General features: G+C 59.3%; 13 protein-coding genes. 10 read left to right on the forward strand and 3 right to left on the reverse strand.

Features of this window, described 5'->3' with window-relative positions:
* Positions 1-47: 47 nt before the first annotated feature.
* Both DTP52_RS15325 and DTP52_RS15330 read right to left on the reverse strand, forming a co-directional pair.
* Entirely contained in the window at positions 48-1,601 is a 1,554-nt protein-coding gene (locus DTP52_RS15325; protein ID WP_109754105.1) for a GMC family oxidoreductase, read from the reverse strand.
* Between the two features lie 172 nt (positions 1,602-1,773).
* Positions 1,774-2,535 carry an alpha/beta hydrolase gene (locus tag DTP52_RS15330; protein WP_109754106.1) on the reverse strand — a complete coding sequence of 254 codons (762 nt, stop codon included), beginning with the start codon at positions 2,533-2,535 and terminating at the stop codon, positions 1,774-1,776.
* Positions 2,536-2,649: 114 nt separating this feature from the next.
* Between DTP52_RS15330 and DTP52_RS15335 the strand changes: the two genes are divergently transcribed.
* The 9 genes from DTP52_RS15335 (at position 2,650) to DTP52_RS15375 (ending at position 12,478) form a co-directional block, all read left to right on the forward strand.
* Positions 2,650-4,083: an HD domain-containing phosphohydrolase gene (locus tag DTP52_RS15335; RefSeq protein ID WP_109754107.1), complete on the forward strand. Its 1,434-nt coding sequence runs from the start codon at positions 2,650-2,652 to the stop codon at positions 4,081-4,083.
* Between the two features lie 197 nt (positions 4,084-4,280).
* Entirely contained in the window at positions 4,281-4,985 is a 705-nt protein-coding gene (locus DTP52_RS15340) for a heavy metal response regulator transcription factor (protein ID WP_109754108.1), read from the forward strand.
* Positions 4,985-6,358: a heavy metal sensor histidine kinase gene (locus tag DTP52_RS15345; RefSeq protein ID WP_109754109.1), complete on the forward strand. Its 1,374-nt coding sequence runs from the start codon at positions 4,985-4,987 to the stop codon at positions 6,356-6,358. Before DTP52_RS15340 ends, DTP52_RS15345 begins: the two co-directional genes overlap by 1 nt.
* Positions 6,359-6,495: 137 nt before the next feature.
* Positions 6,496-6,756, forward strand: a complete 261-nt coding sequence (locus DTP52_RS15350; RefSeq protein ID WP_109754110.1) for a DUF2790 domain-containing protein — start codon at positions 6,496-6,498, stop codon at positions 6,754-6,756.
* Positions 6,757-6,800: 44 nt separating this feature from the next.
* On the forward strand, positions 6,801-7,853 hold the full coding sequence (locus DTP52_RS15355; protein WP_109754111.1) for an oxidoreductase: 1,053 nt from the start codon (positions 6,801-6,803) through the stop codon (positions 7,851-7,853).
* A 69-nt stretch (positions 7,854-7,922) separates the two neighbouring features.
* Positions 7,923-9,245, forward strand: a complete 1,323-nt coding sequence (locus DTP52_RS15360) for an NTP/NDP exchange transporter (RefSeq protein ID WP_109754112.1) — start codon at positions 7,923-7,925, stop codon at positions 9,243-9,245.
* Between the two features lie 46 nt (positions 9,246-9,291).
* Positions 9,292-9,792 (forward strand): lipocalin-like domain-containing protein, encoded by a 501-nt coding sequence (locus DTP52_RS15365; protein ID WP_109754113.1) that lies wholly within the window; start codon positions 9,292-9,294, stop codon positions 9,790-9,792.
* 311 nt (positions 9,793-10,103) lie between these two features.
* Positions 10,104-10,709, forward strand: a complete 606-nt coding sequence (locus DTP52_RS15370) for a class I SAM-dependent methyltransferase (protein ID WP_109754114.1) — start codon at positions 10,104-10,106, stop codon at positions 10,707-10,709.
* A 221-nt stretch (positions 10,710-10,930) separates the two neighbouring features.
* Complete coding sequence (locus tag DTP52_RS15375) at positions 10,931-12,478, forward strand: TerC family protein (protein WP_109754115.1); 1,548 nt, start codon at positions 10,931-10,933, stop codon at positions 12,476-12,478.
* Positions 12,479-13,237: 759 nt separating this feature from the next.
* Here DTP52_RS15375 and DTP52_RS15385 read toward each other — a convergent pair.
* The gene (locus DTP52_RS15385) at positions 13,238-14,242 is read right to left on the reverse strand and encodes an NAD(P)-dependent oxidoreductase (RefSeq protein WP_109754117.1); all 1,005 of its coding nucleotides are present in this window, start codon (positions 14,240-14,242) and stop codon (positions 13,238-13,240) included.
* 113 nt (positions 14,243-14,355) lie between these two features.
* On the opposite strand from DTP52_RS15385, the gene DTP52_RS15390 reads away from it, so the two are divergent.
* Entirely contained in the window at positions 14,356-14,979 is a 624-nt protein-coding gene (locus DTP52_RS15390; protein ID WP_178082488.1) for a TetR/AcrR family transcriptional regulator, read from the forward strand.
* Positions 14,980-14,981: the final 2 nt, after the last annotated feature.

Here is a 14,981-nt window from a genome sequence, read left to right on the forward strand (position 1 = left end):
CGCCCCACACTTTCTATGAAGCCGTCGCAATGGTGCCGCCATCAATGCTATATGTCGTAAGTGGCCCGTATAGCCTCCACGGCCCGCTCACCGATCACGACGCACGGGGCCATCGTATTGCCGCTGGTGACATGCGGCATGATGGAAGCGTCGGCAATGCGCAGGCCCTGGACTCCGTAGACCCGCAGTTGACCATCGACCACGGACATCGCGTCCTGGCCCATTTTTGCCGTACCGCATTGGTGCCAGTAAGTCACGGCCGCGTTGCGCGCGTAGTGTTCGAGCGATTGGGTACTCAGTTTTCCAGGCAGGCTTTCACCTTTTACCAAGCCCTTGAAGGGGGCTTGCGCGCCCAGCTCCTGGACAAATCGAATGTTTTCCAGCGCGTTGCGCAGATCGGCCGGATGCGACAGCGTGTTGGGTTCAATGATGGGGGCATCGGTCACATTCGGGCCGCTGAGCTTGACCCGTCCGCGACTTTCCGGGTGGGCAAGGCCGGCGAACATTGTCCAGCCGTGTACGGGCACGCCGAGTGAGGCGGTCTCTGCGCTGGGTACTGGAAATTCGACCTGGCAGTGGAACATGTCCGGGAGACGCAAAGTGCTGTCGCTGCTCCAGTAGAGCGTCGCCTCCGAACCGCCGTAACCCACCGCTTGTGGCGTCGCGTATTCGAAAATAACCGCAAAGGACACGTGATCCTGATGATTGGCGCCAACACCGGGGAGCTGCTGGACGAGCGCAATGCCATGGCGCTGCAATTCTTCCTCCGGCCCCACGCCTGATTGCATCAGGACCTTCGGCGTGTTGACCGCTCCCAGCGAAAGAATGACTTCGTGATTGGCGTAAAAGCACTCGGTCTGGCCATTGCTTATGGTTTGCACGCCGATGGCGCGTTGGTCCCTGAATAGCACGCGACTGACAAGCGTATCCGTCAAGACCGTGAGATTGGGCTGGCCACGGCGTGGCGCGACGTATGCGCGGTAGATGGAGTTACGCCGGCCATCCTTGACGATGAGATCGTTCAAGGCAGCACCTCCGCGGCCTTCCATCATGGCGCCGTTCGGGTTGTCAAAAACCGGTATACCCATTCCGGCAGCCGCGCTGAGCATGGCGTTCGCAATCGGCTGGGCGTCTCGCACAGGCGCGACATGAACCGGTCCGCCTTTGCCGCGACGGACTGGATCGCAGGGCCCCTGATAGTCTTCCACGCGTTGATAAATCTTCAGGGCCGAGGCGTAGTTCCACGCAGGATCGCCACTTTGCGCGGCAAAATCTTCCCAATCGTTTTTGTGACCGCGGGCCCACAACATGACATTGATGCTGGACCCACCGCCCAATCCGCGGCCCATATTCAGCGGGATTTTCCTGTCGTTGAGATGAGGGTTCGCGGCACCTACGAAGTTCCAATCGCGCTCGCTGCCAAGGTTCAGGGGCCAGTTTCCCGGCTCCAGCACATGGGGGTGTTCATCGCCGCCCCCAGCCTCGATGAGCAATACCTCGACCTCGGGATTTTCGGCCAGCCGTCCGGCCACGACGGAGCCGGCGGTGCCCGCTCCACAGACGATAAAGTCGAAATGATGTTTTTTCAGCTCGGAACTCATGAGCAGGGCTCCTTGGGCGGAGTGTTTCGTTCGCCAGATTCATGGAGTTTCGCCAGGGCAGGGAGGTACGTTGCGGCTGGCTGTTCGGCTACCGCTTGCGCTATGACTCGCGGCGGCAAACATTCCAGGTGCAGCGCACTTCCCTCGACCTCAGCGCAGAAGGGGCCAGGGATTACTGGCTCTTCTGAACAGCCTGGATGATGACTTTTGCAACATCGGCCGGGCGCGATTGTTGCGGCACGTGGCTGGCGTCGACTTCGCTGACCTTGGCACCGATCTTCTTGGCGAAAGCCCGCTGCAGATCAGGCTGGATCATCCGGTCTTCCTTGGCCACGACGTACCAGGTTGGCTTGCCTTTCCAGGCGGCGACGCTGGTTTTGTCATCGAAGGCCGAGGCGCGGATCGGCCCCTGCGTCGCCGCCATTACCGCGGTTTGCTGTGCGGAAAGATCCTGGGCAAACCCGGTGGCCATGCCCTCGGCGGTCATGTACAGGAAACCGTTTTTGTCGGCGGCGATGTCTTTCACACCGGACGGGGCAGGGTAGTCCTTGCCCAGGTCTTTACTGGCTTGACCGGCATCCGGGGCGAACGCGGCGACGTACACCAGGCTGCGTACTTTCTTGTCGGTGCCAGCCTCGCTGATGACGGTGCCGCCCCAGGAATGGCCGACCAATACGACGTCGTTCTCCTGGTTGTTCAGTACACGCTGCGTGGCGGCGACATCGTCAGCCAGCGAGGTCAGCGGATTTTGTACCACGGTGACCTTGATGCCTTCCGCCTGCAGCAGCGGGACGACCTTGCCCCAGTCGGACCCGTCGGCGAAAGCGCCATGGACGATGACGACAGAAGGTTGCTGCGTCGCGGCATGTACTGCGCCGCCGAACAAGGAACAGGTCATGGCGAGTGTGAGGGCAAGGGCCTTGGGTTTGAACATGATGCGATCTCCTGTATGGGGTGAGCGCAGTTTCAGCGATACTCGGCGGCTGAGGTATCGGTCATTTATCCGAGGCCATCAATAATGTTCAATCGAATGTCCGGAGGAAACGACATGTCGGCAGGTGACTGTATCGAATTGGAAGACGCCATTCTGGCGTTGTCCATGGTCGGCGACCTGAGCATGGGCCAACCGTTCGATCAGTCGCGCCGCACCGCCCGATTGGTGCTGATGCTCGCGCAGGCGTGCAATGGTGCTGGCGAGCACACCGAGATCGGACGCCAGGTCGCCTTGCTGCGCTGGTCAGGGTGCACCGCCAATGCGCAGGGTTTTACCCAACTGCTGGGCGATGACGTCGAGGGCCGCAACGCGATGCTGACGAATACCCTCAGTGCGGCGGGCCAGCGAGCGATGCGCAGGTCCACGCCGCTAGCACAGATTCATTGCGAGGTGTCCGGTGATATCGCTCATACATTGGGCTTGAGAACCGAAGTCGAACACGGGCTGCGTCATGTGTTCGAGCAATACGACGGGGAGGGAAGGCCGTTCGGCCTGCGTCATCCGCAGGTACCGGAGGTGGTTTATCAGGTGTTGCTGGCAGGGGATCTGGAAATTCTGTCCCGCAGCCACGGTCTGGAGGTGGCTTTACAGTGGATCAGCAGCAAGAGCGACCGACGTTATCCAGCAGCGCTCGCCAGCGAAATGTTGAAGCACGCTGAGGACTGGTTGGATCAGCTGCGGACACCACAGTCTGTCGATCCGCGGGAAACCACGGCACAGGTGCCGCTGACCCTGGTCGGCGATGTGATCGATCTCAAGCTCCCGTGGCTGTCGGGATATTCGCGCTGCGCCTCGGAACTGGTGCGCGAGGCCGCCAGGCTTTCCGGCCTGTCGGCATCAGCCGTTGACCATCTCGGCCAAGCGGCGCTCATCCATGGTATTGGCCGCGCAGCAGTGCCCAATCGAGTCTGGAATATTCCCGGAGCGTTATTGGAGGGCGATCTTGAGCAAGTGCGGTTGGTGCCTTACTGGACGTCGCGGGCCTGCGGCCAGATACCGGCGCTGGCCGTGTCGGGTCGGATAGCGGCTCACGCGTACGAACGACTGGATGGCAGTGGTTACTTTCGCAGTCTCAGCGGCGACGCGCTGCAAAGCGAACACCTCTTGCTTGCCGCGGCCCTGGCTTGGCAAGCGTTGCTGAGCGACCGACCGTGGCGACCGGCCCTCAGTCATGACGATGCCACCCGTCTGTTGCTGGACGAAGCGGATCAGGGACGCTTTGACCGACGCGCCTGTCAGGCGGTCATCGCGGCGGCGCGCGGGGATACCACGATGACCGCCTGCAAGCCTGGCGGTGGCCTGCTTTCCGAGCGTGAAACCGAAATTCTACGGCGCATCAGTGCAGGCGGAAGCAACAAGGAAGTGGCGCGTCAACTAGGCATCAGTCCGAGCACGGTTCGTACCCATGTGGAAAACGTGTTCCGTAAACTTCAATGCACCACCCGTGCGGCTGCGACGCTCAAAGCCCTGACGCTAGGGTTGATTTGAGGCGCTTTCCGGACGATGGTTTTTCCAGCGACGGGGCCAGACGTCGGTCTATTCTGACAAGAATGTCAGGAAGCGGTCAGGTTCAGGACACCTTTGTTCTGTAGTCTGGAAAATGGTGCACACAGCCTGTCCAGAATGCTTGAGAGATGGATAAAAGTCCGTCTCGACCCGCGCCGCTTCTACGGAGGAGTTACCCGATGCGTTTGCTCATCGTCGAGGACGAGGAAAAGACGTCCTCTTATGTGCACCGTGGCTTGAGCGAGCTCGGCTACATCGTTGATGTCGCGACTAATGGCATCGATGGCCTGCACTACGCGCTGGAAATGGATTATGACGTCGTTATCCTGGATGTCATGTTGCCGGGCAAGGACGGCTACGGCGTGCTGCAGGGCTTGCGCCTGTACAAGAAAACCCCGGTCATCATGTTGTCGGCCAGGGGTACGGTGGATGATCGCGTCCGTGGGCTGCGAGAGGGCGCCGATGATTACCTGGCCAAACCCTTTTCATTTGCCGAACTGGTTGCGCGCATCCAGGCATTGATCCGGCGTTTCGCCGACGACACGGCCGACCCGACGCACTTGCGCATCGATGACCTCGAGGTCGACCTGCAAGCGCGCAAGGTCACCCGGGCCGGGGTGCGGCTGGACCTCACGGCCAAGGAGTTCTGTCTGTTGAGCCTGCTGGCGCGGCACCAGGGCGAGATTCTTCCCAAATTGATGATCGCCGAGCAGGTCTGGGACATGAATTTCGACAGTGATGCCAACGTGGTCGAGGTTGCGATCAAGCGTGTGCGCGCTAAAGTGGATGCGCCTTATCCTCGCAAGCTGCTGCATACGGTCCGTGGCATGGGCTATGTACTGGAAAGCCGCGAAGCCGATGGCAGGCAAAACGGTACGCCATGATGAAAGGATCGATATCCAGGCGGCTCGGCCTGATGTTTGCGCTTTCGGTCATGCTGATCACCGCGGTCAGTGCGACGCTGTTGCGCTGTTCCTTGAAGCAATCGCTCGAAGATCAGATGCAGAACGAGCTGATCCTGCGTCATTCCGTACTCGACCCCGTGCTCGCAAAATACGATTCGCCGGCGTTCTGGGTCGGCTTGCGTGAGAAGCTGGATGGCCTGACTCCCGCGGACGAGCGGGTGCGTTATTGGGTGCTGGTTGACGACCCGGCCTACAGTTATGGCGGGGCCATGCCGGACGGCCAGGATTGGTCGAAGCGCCCGGATGGATTCTCCACGGTCGAGATACCTGACCGGCATCGTCCCATGGTCCTGCTGATCAAGACCATCGCGGCCATGGGTAGCCGGCCGGAGTTGCGCTTTATCGTGGGGCTCGATTCAACGCCGTTCATGAAGACCTTGGACCAATTCACCAAGACGCTGATCCTGATTTCGGCGCTGGGCGTTGTGCTGGTGGCATTGCTCGGTTACTGGATCGCGCGTTTTGGCCTGGGGCCGGTCAGGCGCCTGAGCCGTCAGGCCAACAGCCTGCCGCCGGGGGATTCGAAGCAGCGACTGGACACCGAGGCGCTGCCAAGCGAATTGCAGGAGTTGGCGGTGTCGTTCAATGGCGCCTTGGCTCGCCAGGAAACGGCCTGGTGCCAGCTCGAAGGGTTCAATGCCAATGTGGCCCACGAGCTGCGAACGCCGTTGACCAACCTGATCGGGCAGACCCAGGTTGCGTTGGCCCACGGGCGGGACGTGAATGAGCTTCAGGATCTGTTGCAGTCCAACCTCGAAGAACTGGAGCGGATGGGCACCATCGTCAATGACATGCTGTTCCTGGCGGGTGCCGAAAGTGGGCAGCGGGCGACCGAGCTCAGTGATGTCTCGCTTTATGAAGAGGCGTCGAAGACGGTGGAATACCTTGAGCCTGTCTTGCATGACAAACAGCTGAACGTGGTGATCAAAGGCGACATGCGCGTATGCATCGACCGACGCCTGTTTCACCGCTCCCTCGCCAATCTGATACAAAACGCGGCGCGATACGCGGTGCCGGAGAGCGTCATCATCGTCCGCCTGGAAAGCCATGGCATGCAGGCCCAGGTGAGCGTTTCCAATGCAGGCGAGCCTATCGACAACGTGCATCTGGAGCATTTGTTCGAACGCTTCTATCGCGCCGACGCCGCCAGGGCCCGGAGCGACGCGCACCATGGCCTGGGGCTTTCCATTGTGCGGGCCGTGGCGTCCATGCACGGTGGACGAGTGTTTGCCCACAGCAAGGATGGGCTCAATACCTTCGGATTTTCCCTGACGAGCCAAGCGGCGCGCTAGTTGCGTCTTAGCGAACGCCGGTGTTTCCCCAACATCGGCGTTTGACATCTTCCTGTCAGTCAGCAGTCACCTTGACGTCAGTGTCCCCCTCCTAGAGTGCTAAGACCATCCCGGTAAAGGCAGTCATGGAGTCCATCATGAATATCCAAAACCTGTCGATCGCCAGTCTGCTGGCCGTCATCACGTTGAGCGGTTCACCTCTGTTCGCCAAAGAAAACACGGAACCACCGGCTTACGAGTATGGCATGCCGCTGGACATCGCCCACGCCATTCGCATCGAGGCACCGAGCTCGCAAGTGTGTGAGGTTGTGCGGGCAAAAATGACCTATGTGGATACGCAAGGGCAAACCCGCCAAGTCAGCTTTCTGCAACTGGCTGAGGCGTGTTCCATCCAGTGATCGCCGGTCGTGTCGGTTCATTGTTTCAAATAGAGGATTCAACCATGTGGAACACAGCAACCCCCGCAATCGGCCTTCTGAACACCATAAACCCACTGATGAGACTGGTCCGGGCACTTGTCGCCGGTGTCGCGCTGCTCAGTGCCGTAAGTATCGAAGCATCGGCTCGTGTCGCACCGAAACCCGACTGGTCGACCAACGACATGCCGTCTCAGGAGGGCCGAATCGTCTTGGTCACCGGCGGCACCAGCGGCATGGGTTATGAGGATGCGCTGGCACTTGCCCGTGCCGGCGCGCAGGTGATTATCGCTGCTCGCAATCCAGAGCGCGGTGCACAGGCCATTGCACGCATTCAACAGGCGGTGCCCGATGCCAAGGTGCAGTTCGAGGCCGTGGACCTGGCCAACCTTTCATCCGTGCGCGACCTGGCCCAGCGTCTTAATCAGAGGCTGCCGCGCCTCGACGTGTTGATCAACAATGCCGCCATCATGGCGCCGGCCGAACGAGGTACATCAGCCGATGGTTTCGAACTTCAGTTAGCAACCAATTACCTGGGGCACTTCGCGCTGACCGGCCTGCTGGTGCCGCTCCTGCGTCAAAGCCAGGACGCACGCGTGGTGAGCCTTTCAAGCATTGCAGCGACCCGTGGCGCGATAAACTTCGATGACCTTCAGGCCAACCAGAAGTACGACCCGTACGCGACATACGCGCAATCGAAACTGGCCATCCTGCATTGGGCGTTCGCGTTGCAGCGGCGCAGCGATGCCGAAAATTGGGGCATTCGTAGCATCGCCGCGCACCCCGGCGTTGCCGTAACCGAGTTGGTCGAACGCGGCCCCGGCCTCAACAGTGAATTCGGCCAGCGCTGGGCCCAGGACCGCGACGCCTACCACTCAGCGGCACAAGGGGCGTTGCCCACGCTGTATGCCGCCACCGCTAAGCAGGCCGTCGGCGGCGCCTATTACGGCCCGACCGGAGACCAGGAAAAACGCGGCCCGCTGGGTTTTGCCAAAACGCCTGCCGCAGCAACCAGGGAGGCGGATTCCGATCGGCTTTGGGCCGTCTCCGAACGGCTGACCGGCGTCACCTACCCCTGATGCAACCTTGGGCGCGGGTGTCCGTCCCGTGCCCACCCTCTGGCCTGTTGCCGCCTTCCTGGAGCTCCCATGAGTACGCCTTCCTATCTGCACCGGCTGAGCCTCGCCCTTAATGCCCGCGACGGTGAGCTGCGTCCGGCGTTGTACGGATTCCTGCTGTTCCTGTGCCTCTTTACCGGTTACTTCATGCTGCGCCCGATCCGCGAATCGATGGGCATCGCGGCGGGCGTGGAGAATCTGCAATGGCTGTTTACCGCGACCTTCCTGGTCATGCTGGCGGCGGTTCCGATGTTCGCCTGGCTCAGTTCCCGGGTACCGCGCTTGCGCCTCATCGATTGGGTGTACGGCTTCTTCGGCATCAATCTGCTGATGTTCGTCGAGTTCTTCCAGTTCCAGCCGGACAGTGTCTGGCTGGCCCGGGTCTTTTACGTCTGGATCTCGGTTTATAACCTGTTCGTCGTGTCCGTGGCCTGGAGCTTGATGGCGGATGTATTCGACAGCGAGCAGGCCAAGCGTTTATTTGCCTTCATCGCTGCCGGCGCCAGCATCGGCGGTTTGCTGGGGCCGGCCCTGAGCGCGCTGCTCATCGATACCCTCGGCGCCTCTGGGTTGATGCTGCTGGCGGCCTTGTTGCTCGGGGCCACGCTGGTCTTGAAGCGGGCGTTGATGAGATGGCGCGAGGAGGGTGGGGCAGGCCGACCGGGTGCCGCGCCGACGCAAAGCCCTCGGCAGCCACTGCGCGGCAACCCGTTCAGCGGCTTGACGACCGTGCTCAGATCACCTTACCTGCTGGGGATCGCCGGGTTCGTGGTGCTGTTGGCGACCGTCAGCACCTTTCTGTATTTCGAGCAGGCGCGCCTGGTGGCCGAGCACTATCCGGATCGCGAATCGCAAGTTCGCATCTTTGGCACCATCGACATCATCGTGCAGGCGGGCGCGTTGCTGTCCCAGCTGTTCATCACCGGCCGTATCGCACCGAAGCTGGGGGTACGCGCGTTGCTGGCCATCGTGCCGCTGCTCATGTCCATCGGCTTCCTGGGCCTGGCGTTGGCGCCCGGGTTTGCGCTGCTTACGACGTTGATGATCGTACGACGAATCGGCGAGTACGCGTTCGTCCGGCCGGGCAGGGAAATGCTCTTCGCACCCTTGGACGCCGAGAGTAAATACAAGGCGAAGAACTTCATCGACACCGTGGTTTATCGCGCCGGTGACGCCATGAGTGGCTGGGCCAAGAGCCTGCTTGACATGCTGGGGCAGGGCGCCGGCCTGGCCGCGATGATTGGCGCGTGTTGCGCGTTGCTGTGGGGTTACTTGGGCTGGCAATTGGGACGGCAGGCCGATTATGCCGCTTCGCGGGAACTACGCCTGGCAATTATCTCGGCCAGGGCATGAAGATTTTTTATTCTCCATCGCATCCTTACAGTGAGAGGTGATACAGATGACTCTAAAAAACAGCGTACTGGCAGTAGGTGCGGTCATTGCCTTTTCGGTTTTCCCCACAGCCTTCGCGGGCGAACAAAACTCGTTGATCGGCACCTGGCGCATGATCAGCGCAACGGTTGAGCACCAGGGCAGTAGCTCGGATGCTTATGGACCCAATCCTCATGGCTGGCTCGTTTTCACCCCGGAGTTGACGTTTGTTGAAGTGCTCACGGATCCACGCGTGCCGCCGTTTCGCTCCAACGTGCGTGGCGAAGGCACCGATGAGGAAAACCGCGCAGCCATGCTCGGTAGCATCGGTTTCTTTGGACGATATACCGTTAACCAGAACGGCGAGTTCACGGGCAACACCGTCGAAGGATCTACGTTTCCAAACTGGGTGGGCGCTGTGCGTACCCAGGATGACTTGCAACTGAAGGTTGACGGCGACCGGATGGTGGAAGATTTTCGGCGCCCGGATGGGATGAAGGTTCACATCGTCTGGGAGCGTGTAAAGTAGCTTCGAAGCATCTTCCATGCTTCTCGTGAGACAGGGCGGTTCCAGCGCTCTGTCGAATACATTCATTTCCTGGCCAATCCCCCGGCAGCTCTGAGTGGAGTGGCGGTGCTGCTGAAATCTCTATAGCGTTGCAATGGCCGGCCCCGGTGGGGCTAGAATCAGTACGAATGCATCCGCCTTAAAATCATAAACACTCTGTTTAACATAATATACATTACACGTACCAATAGATATTCCACACAGGCCATCTTCCCAGGTACATTTGAAAACTCAGTCACATCCCTCGACCACATTCCCCAGGATCTTCTCCCATGCATGAGGCAGCCCATCAGATCATCGACCTCTACGAGCGTCACGCTCAAACATGGGATCGCGTTCGCCCGCGGTGCCTCGTCGAGCAATCATGGCTGGATCGTTTTCGTCAGGCCATGCCTGTTGTCGATGCTCATGTCCTCGACATTGGCTGTGGTTGCGCCGAACCCATGGCTGGTTACTTGATCGACGCGGGACATGCCGTATGTGGCATTGATTCGTCCAAGGCGATGATCAGCCTATGTCAGCAACGTTTCCCGCAGCACGATTGGCATGTTGCCGATATGCGCCAGTTGGCGCTTGATCAGCGTTTCGCTGGCATTCTGGCGTGGGACAGTTTCTTTCACCTGACGCCTGAGGATCAGCTTCGGATGTTCCCGATTTTCCAGGCCCATGTCCAGCCAGGCGCTGCACTGATGTTTACCAGCGGGCCGGCCCATGGCATTGCATTAGGCACTTTCGAAGGAGAAACGCTTTATCACGCCAGCCTGGACCACAATGAATACTTCGAATTGCTCACAACCCATGGTTTCAACGTCGTTGAGCAAACTACGGAAGATCCGGCTTGTGGTGGTCACACGATTTGGCTAGCTGTTAGCTGTTAGAAACGTCGCGTCGAGTACAAACCCACCGTCCTGTCAGATCCTGTAATAAATCGTCTCGTATGAAATGCTGGAAACCGTTGTAGGATTTCTTTCCCAATTATTTCCAGGTCTGTATGAACACGCCCCAGGAACCTCCCAGTAGCTTTCCAAAGAACAGAATTCCCTCCAGCGCTCCAGCACCTTCTTCCCTCGCATTGATCGTCCGAGGGAGCGAATAACCCATGGAATGGATCGTTGACCCCACGGCCTGGCTCGGCCTGCTGACCTTGATCGTGCTGGAGCTGGTGCTCGGCATCGATAACCTTGTATTCATCGCCATCCTGGCTGACAAACTTCCGCCCGAGCAGCGCGACCGCGCCCGTATCATCGGTCTGTCTCTGGCGTTGCTGATGCGTCTTGGCCTCCTCGCCAGCATCTCCTGGATGGTCACGTTGACCAATCCGCTGTTCGAGGTCTTCGGCAAGACGTTCTCGGGCCGGGATTTGATCATGCTGTTCGGTGGTGTATTCCTGTTGTTCAAGGCTACCATGGAGTTGCATGAGCGACTCGAAGGCCACGTGGCACAACGGTCCGGCAACGCGGCCTATGCGATGTTCTGGCCTATCGTTGCGCAGATTGTGGTACTGGACGCGGTCTTTTCCCTGGATGCGGTAATCACGGCCGTGGGTATGGTGGAGCACCTGTCGGTCATGATGATCGCGGTGATGTTCTCTATCGGCTTGATGATGATCGCGAGCAAACCGCTGACAAAATTCGTCAACGGCCACCCTACTGTCATCATGCTGTGCCTGGGCTTTTTGATGATGATCGGCTTCAGCCTCACGGCTGAAGGCCTGGGTTTCCACATTCCGAAAGGCTACTTGTACGCCGCGATTGGTTTCTCGATCCTGATTGAATTGTTCAACCAGCTGGCGCGCTCGCGCCGCAAGAAAAGCCTGCAAGGTCTTCGGCCGATGCGCGAGCGCACCGCCCATGCGGTGTTGCGCCTGTTGGGCGGCCAAAAGCTGGGGGCCGATGAAGTCGGTGAGGAAATCGCCGACATGCTGGAAGGTGACGAACCGGAGCAGGTTTTCCATCGACGCGAACGGGTCATGATCAGTGGCGTACTGCAATTGGCCGAGCGCCCGATACGCAGCGTGATGACACCTCGTGCGCAAATTGACCACCTCGACTTGGCCAATGAAGCGCAGGAAATCCGTACGGCACTGATGCACTCTTCCTACTCACGCTTGCCGTTGATCCGGGAAGGACGCGTGGATGAGCCGCTAGGCTTTGTCCATAAGAAAGAACTGCTCAAGGAAATACTGGCGGGCAATCAGCCCAATCTGGAAGTCATGGCGCGCAAAGCCATCAACCTGCTCGACAGTTTCACGATCCTCAACGCACTGGAGCAAATGCGTAAAGAGTCGACCCACATCGCGTTCGTGGTGAACGAGTTCGGTGACTTCGTCGGCCTTCTCACAATGACTGACATCCTGGAATCCATTGCAGGTGAACTGCCGGATGCCAGTGAAATTGAAGGCCCGAATATTGTCGCCCAGGATGGAGGCTTTCTCGTCAGCGGCGCCCTGCCCCTCAGCCAGGTTCGTGAACACATCGGCTTCCAGGCGAAAGCGACGCAAGATTACCAGACGCTCGCCGGCTTGGTGATGAGCCTGCTGGATCGCTTGCCAATCATCGGAGACACTCTTCGTTGGCAAGAGTGGAGCATGACTGTGCTGGAGGTCGAAGAGCGCCGGGTGACCAGGGTGCTGTTACGTAAGGAATAAGCGTAGAGCGAGGCCGCAGATGCTAGCCCACCGCACGTATGCACCTTATCCAGAACCGGCTAAAAAGGGTCCACTCCACAATCAGATGCAGTTAAACTGCGCGCCCTCTGATGTCACCTCCAGGAAGGATTCGATGACGTTTCGGCTATTGGGAGCTGCTGCGGCCCTACTACTGCTATCCGCTTGCTCTAACTATCAGTACAGATCTTTTGTCGGCAATTTAGATGATCCTGCCCTCCAGGTCTTGGACTTGTCCGATGGAGTCGCCGATGCCCCGGTTATCTACTTCGAGACGCTCCAGTATCGGGATCTGGGCGTACCGTTCCACCGCCTGCTTCTCGCAACCCGGGTGGATGGCCAGTCCTTACCTTATGCCGGTAAGCACTCAATCCTGGAGTACTTCGGTTACCAAGCCGTTCGGTTGACGCCAGGTCCGCACTCATTGGAGTGGTGCTGGGTCTCGATGAACAAACTGGGTACAGGTGGAGGCAAATGCGGCTTCAGTGCCCCGGACATCAGGTTGGAAGCCGGCAAGCGTTATTTGGCTACGTGGTCATCGTCGACATCCATGATAGGGGTCTCAGGGAGTGAGCAAATGCAGATCAGGGTGAATTCCTACGTACTTGACCGGGATACTAAGAAGCAGGTCTACCCCTGATAGCAAAACCTCGGTCAGCCATGTTGATCGCCGTTGCGAGGCCCGTGCTTTTTTTGATAAGCCGCCGAGAAAACGATCAGCACACGGAGTTTCATAGCTCATTACCCCAGTAGCTTGCGTAACTCCCCGCCCTCCTCCTTCAGACGCTCCAGATACGTGGCGGCGTCCAACAGTTGATAAGGGAAATAAAGCCCTGGCGGCGTCGGTGGCTGGCCGTCCAACCCGAGGAGTCGTTCAAGCGTCATTGCGACGCTGAGGCCGGTCAATGGCGCAGCGCCTGCCGGGTGGATGACTGCATGACGCGTATGCAAGGGTTCGCCCTGGAGGTCCTCGCCAACGAGTTCGATGATGATCTCAGTGGACATCGGCCTGCCCTGGCGCCGGGTTGAACTCACTGCGGTGGCCAAGTTGAATTGGACATTTGCTGCACCCGTCGCAGCCGCCAGGCCGACGACATCAATGGACGAAAAGCCGGAAGCCTCGATTTCCGTACCATCCACCGCATGGAATCGTGCCTTGGAATCCTCTCCTTCGCGCCAAACGAACACACCGTCGCGTCGTGTCAGTGCGGCAGGCAGCATTTTGTTCAGGTGTTCAAAGTCAGTGGCGACGGTCGGGCCGCCGGTGTCCTGCTCATCGACCAGCGCGTTGATACGGATGTCCTGGACCCGGCCAAATGCCCGGGCAACGCTCAGCGTCGCCACGGTCGTCGCCCCTGCCATCCATTCGTAACCGAGGACAATGGGCGAGGCGTCAGGCGTATGCATGTACGTCGCAATTTCCGGCGCGATCTCGAAAACGCCGGAGGAAATGCTGAGGTGCGGCACGCCGCGTTTTTGCGCAAAACGCAATCCGGCAAGGGCGTGGTCCATATAAAAGACCACGACGGCGCTGACCGGGCGATCGCCGAGGCCTAGATCGTCTGCGTTAGAGTCAATCGCCACGCCCTGCGCCCCGCCAATGTGATCCGCGGCGCGCTGAGCCTTGGCAAGGTCGCGACCACCGATCAGCAGTGGTACCTCGGGGTGGGCGGCGCGAAGCGCCCGGGCAGTGTGATGGCCAATGGCGCCGGAACCGCCCATTAATAAGATAGGATCAAGTGACATGGTGTGTTCTCCCTGTCTCTGGTTTAAACCTACTTTCAGTAGGTAACCTAACACAACATCACGCACTTCAACCTACCATTGGTAGGTTTTTTAGCGGTCAGGAGCAAAAAACCGTGCAGAAAGACATTGAGCACAGCCCTGTCGGTTCCCCTCCCCGCCGGCTTGCGAAAGCCGAACGGCGGCGACAGTTGCTGGATACCGCGCTACTGATCGTGCGCGAGGAAGACGCGGATCGGCTGACCTTGGGGCATCTGGCCGTTCGCGCCGGCGTGTCCAAACCGGTTGTCTACGATCATTTCGGCACCCGTTCGGGTCTGTTGATCGAGCTCTACAAATGGATCGATACCGAGCGGGTCAGCGCTTTCCGTGACGCCATGTCCAAGACTGCGCGGAGCCTGGAAGAGACAGCCTTGGTCCTGTCCAGCGCCTACATTCATTGCGCGGCCGATAACACCGACGAATTCCATGCTGTGGGCGCAGCCCTGGCAGGCAGCGAAGAGAAGGCGGCGGTGTTCCAGGAGCTCTTGGATAACTGTGTGCAGATGTTCATATCTGTGCTCGAACCTCATACGACGTGGCCAGCGGACGAACTCGAACGATGCTGCATTGGCCTGGTTGGCGCGGGGGAAGCCCTGTCCTGCGCGTTGGTACGAGGGCGGCATGGCGAAGACGAGGTCATTGAAACATTCGCTTCACTGATCCGCAGCGTCGTAAAGCCGACAGAGGCGCAACTTTAGAC

Source organism: Pseudomonas sp. 43mfcvi1.1, from assembly GCF_900115935.1.
GTDB classification, from domain to species: Bacteria; Pseudomonadota; Gammaproteobacteria; order Pseudomonadales; family Pseudomonadaceae; genus Aquipseudomonas; species Aquipseudomonas bijieensis.

Bases quoted from the DNA above. Each gene is read 5' to 3' on its own strand.
- DTP52_RS15325 (WP_109754105.1), bottom strand. From the start codon at position 1,601: ATGAGTTCCGAGCTGAAAAAACATCATTTCGACTTTATCGTCTGTGGA.
- DTP52_RS15330 (WP_109754106.1), bottom strand. From the start codon at position 2,535: ATGTTCAAACCCAAGGCCCTTGCCCTCACACTCGCCATGACCTGTTCC.
- DTP52_RS15335 (WP_109754107.1), top strand. From the start codon at position 2,650: ATGTCGGCAGGTGACTGTATCGAATTGGAAGACGCCATTCTGGCGTTG.
- DTP52_RS15340 (WP_109754108.1), top strand. From the start codon at position 4,281: ATGCGTTTGCTCATCGTCGAGGACGAGGAAAAGACGTCCTCTTATGTG.
- DTP52_RS15345 (WP_109754109.1), top strand. From the start codon at position 4,985: ATGAAAGGATCGATATCCAGGCGGCTCGGCCTGATGTTTGCGCTTTCG.
- DTP52_RS15350 (WP_109754110.1), top strand. From the start codon at position 6,496: ATGAATATCCAAAACCTGTCGATCGCCAGTCTGCTGGCCGTCATCACG.
- DTP52_RS15355 (WP_109754111.1), top strand. From the start codon at position 6,801: ATGTGGAACACAGCAACCCCCGCAATCGGCCTTCTGAACACCATAAAC.
- DTP52_RS15360 (WP_109754112.1), top strand. From the start codon at position 7,923: ATGAGTACGCCTTCCTATCTGCACCGGCTGAGCCTCGCCCTTAATGCC.
- DTP52_RS15365 (WP_109754113.1), top strand. From the start codon at position 9,292: ATGACTCTAAAAAACAGCGTACTGGCAGTAGGTGCGGTCATTGCCTTT.
- DTP52_RS15370 (WP_109754114.1), top strand. From the start codon at position 10,104: ATGCATGAGGCAGCCCATCAGATCATCGACCTCTACGAGCGTCACGCT.
- DTP52_RS15375 (WP_109754115.1), top strand. From the start codon at position 10,931: ATGGAATGGATCGTTGACCCCACGGCCTGGCTCGGCCTGCTGACCTTG.
- DTP52_RS15385 (WP_109754117.1), bottom strand. From the start codon at position 14,242: ATGTCACTTGATCCTATCTTATTAATGGGCGGTTCCGGCGCCATTGGC.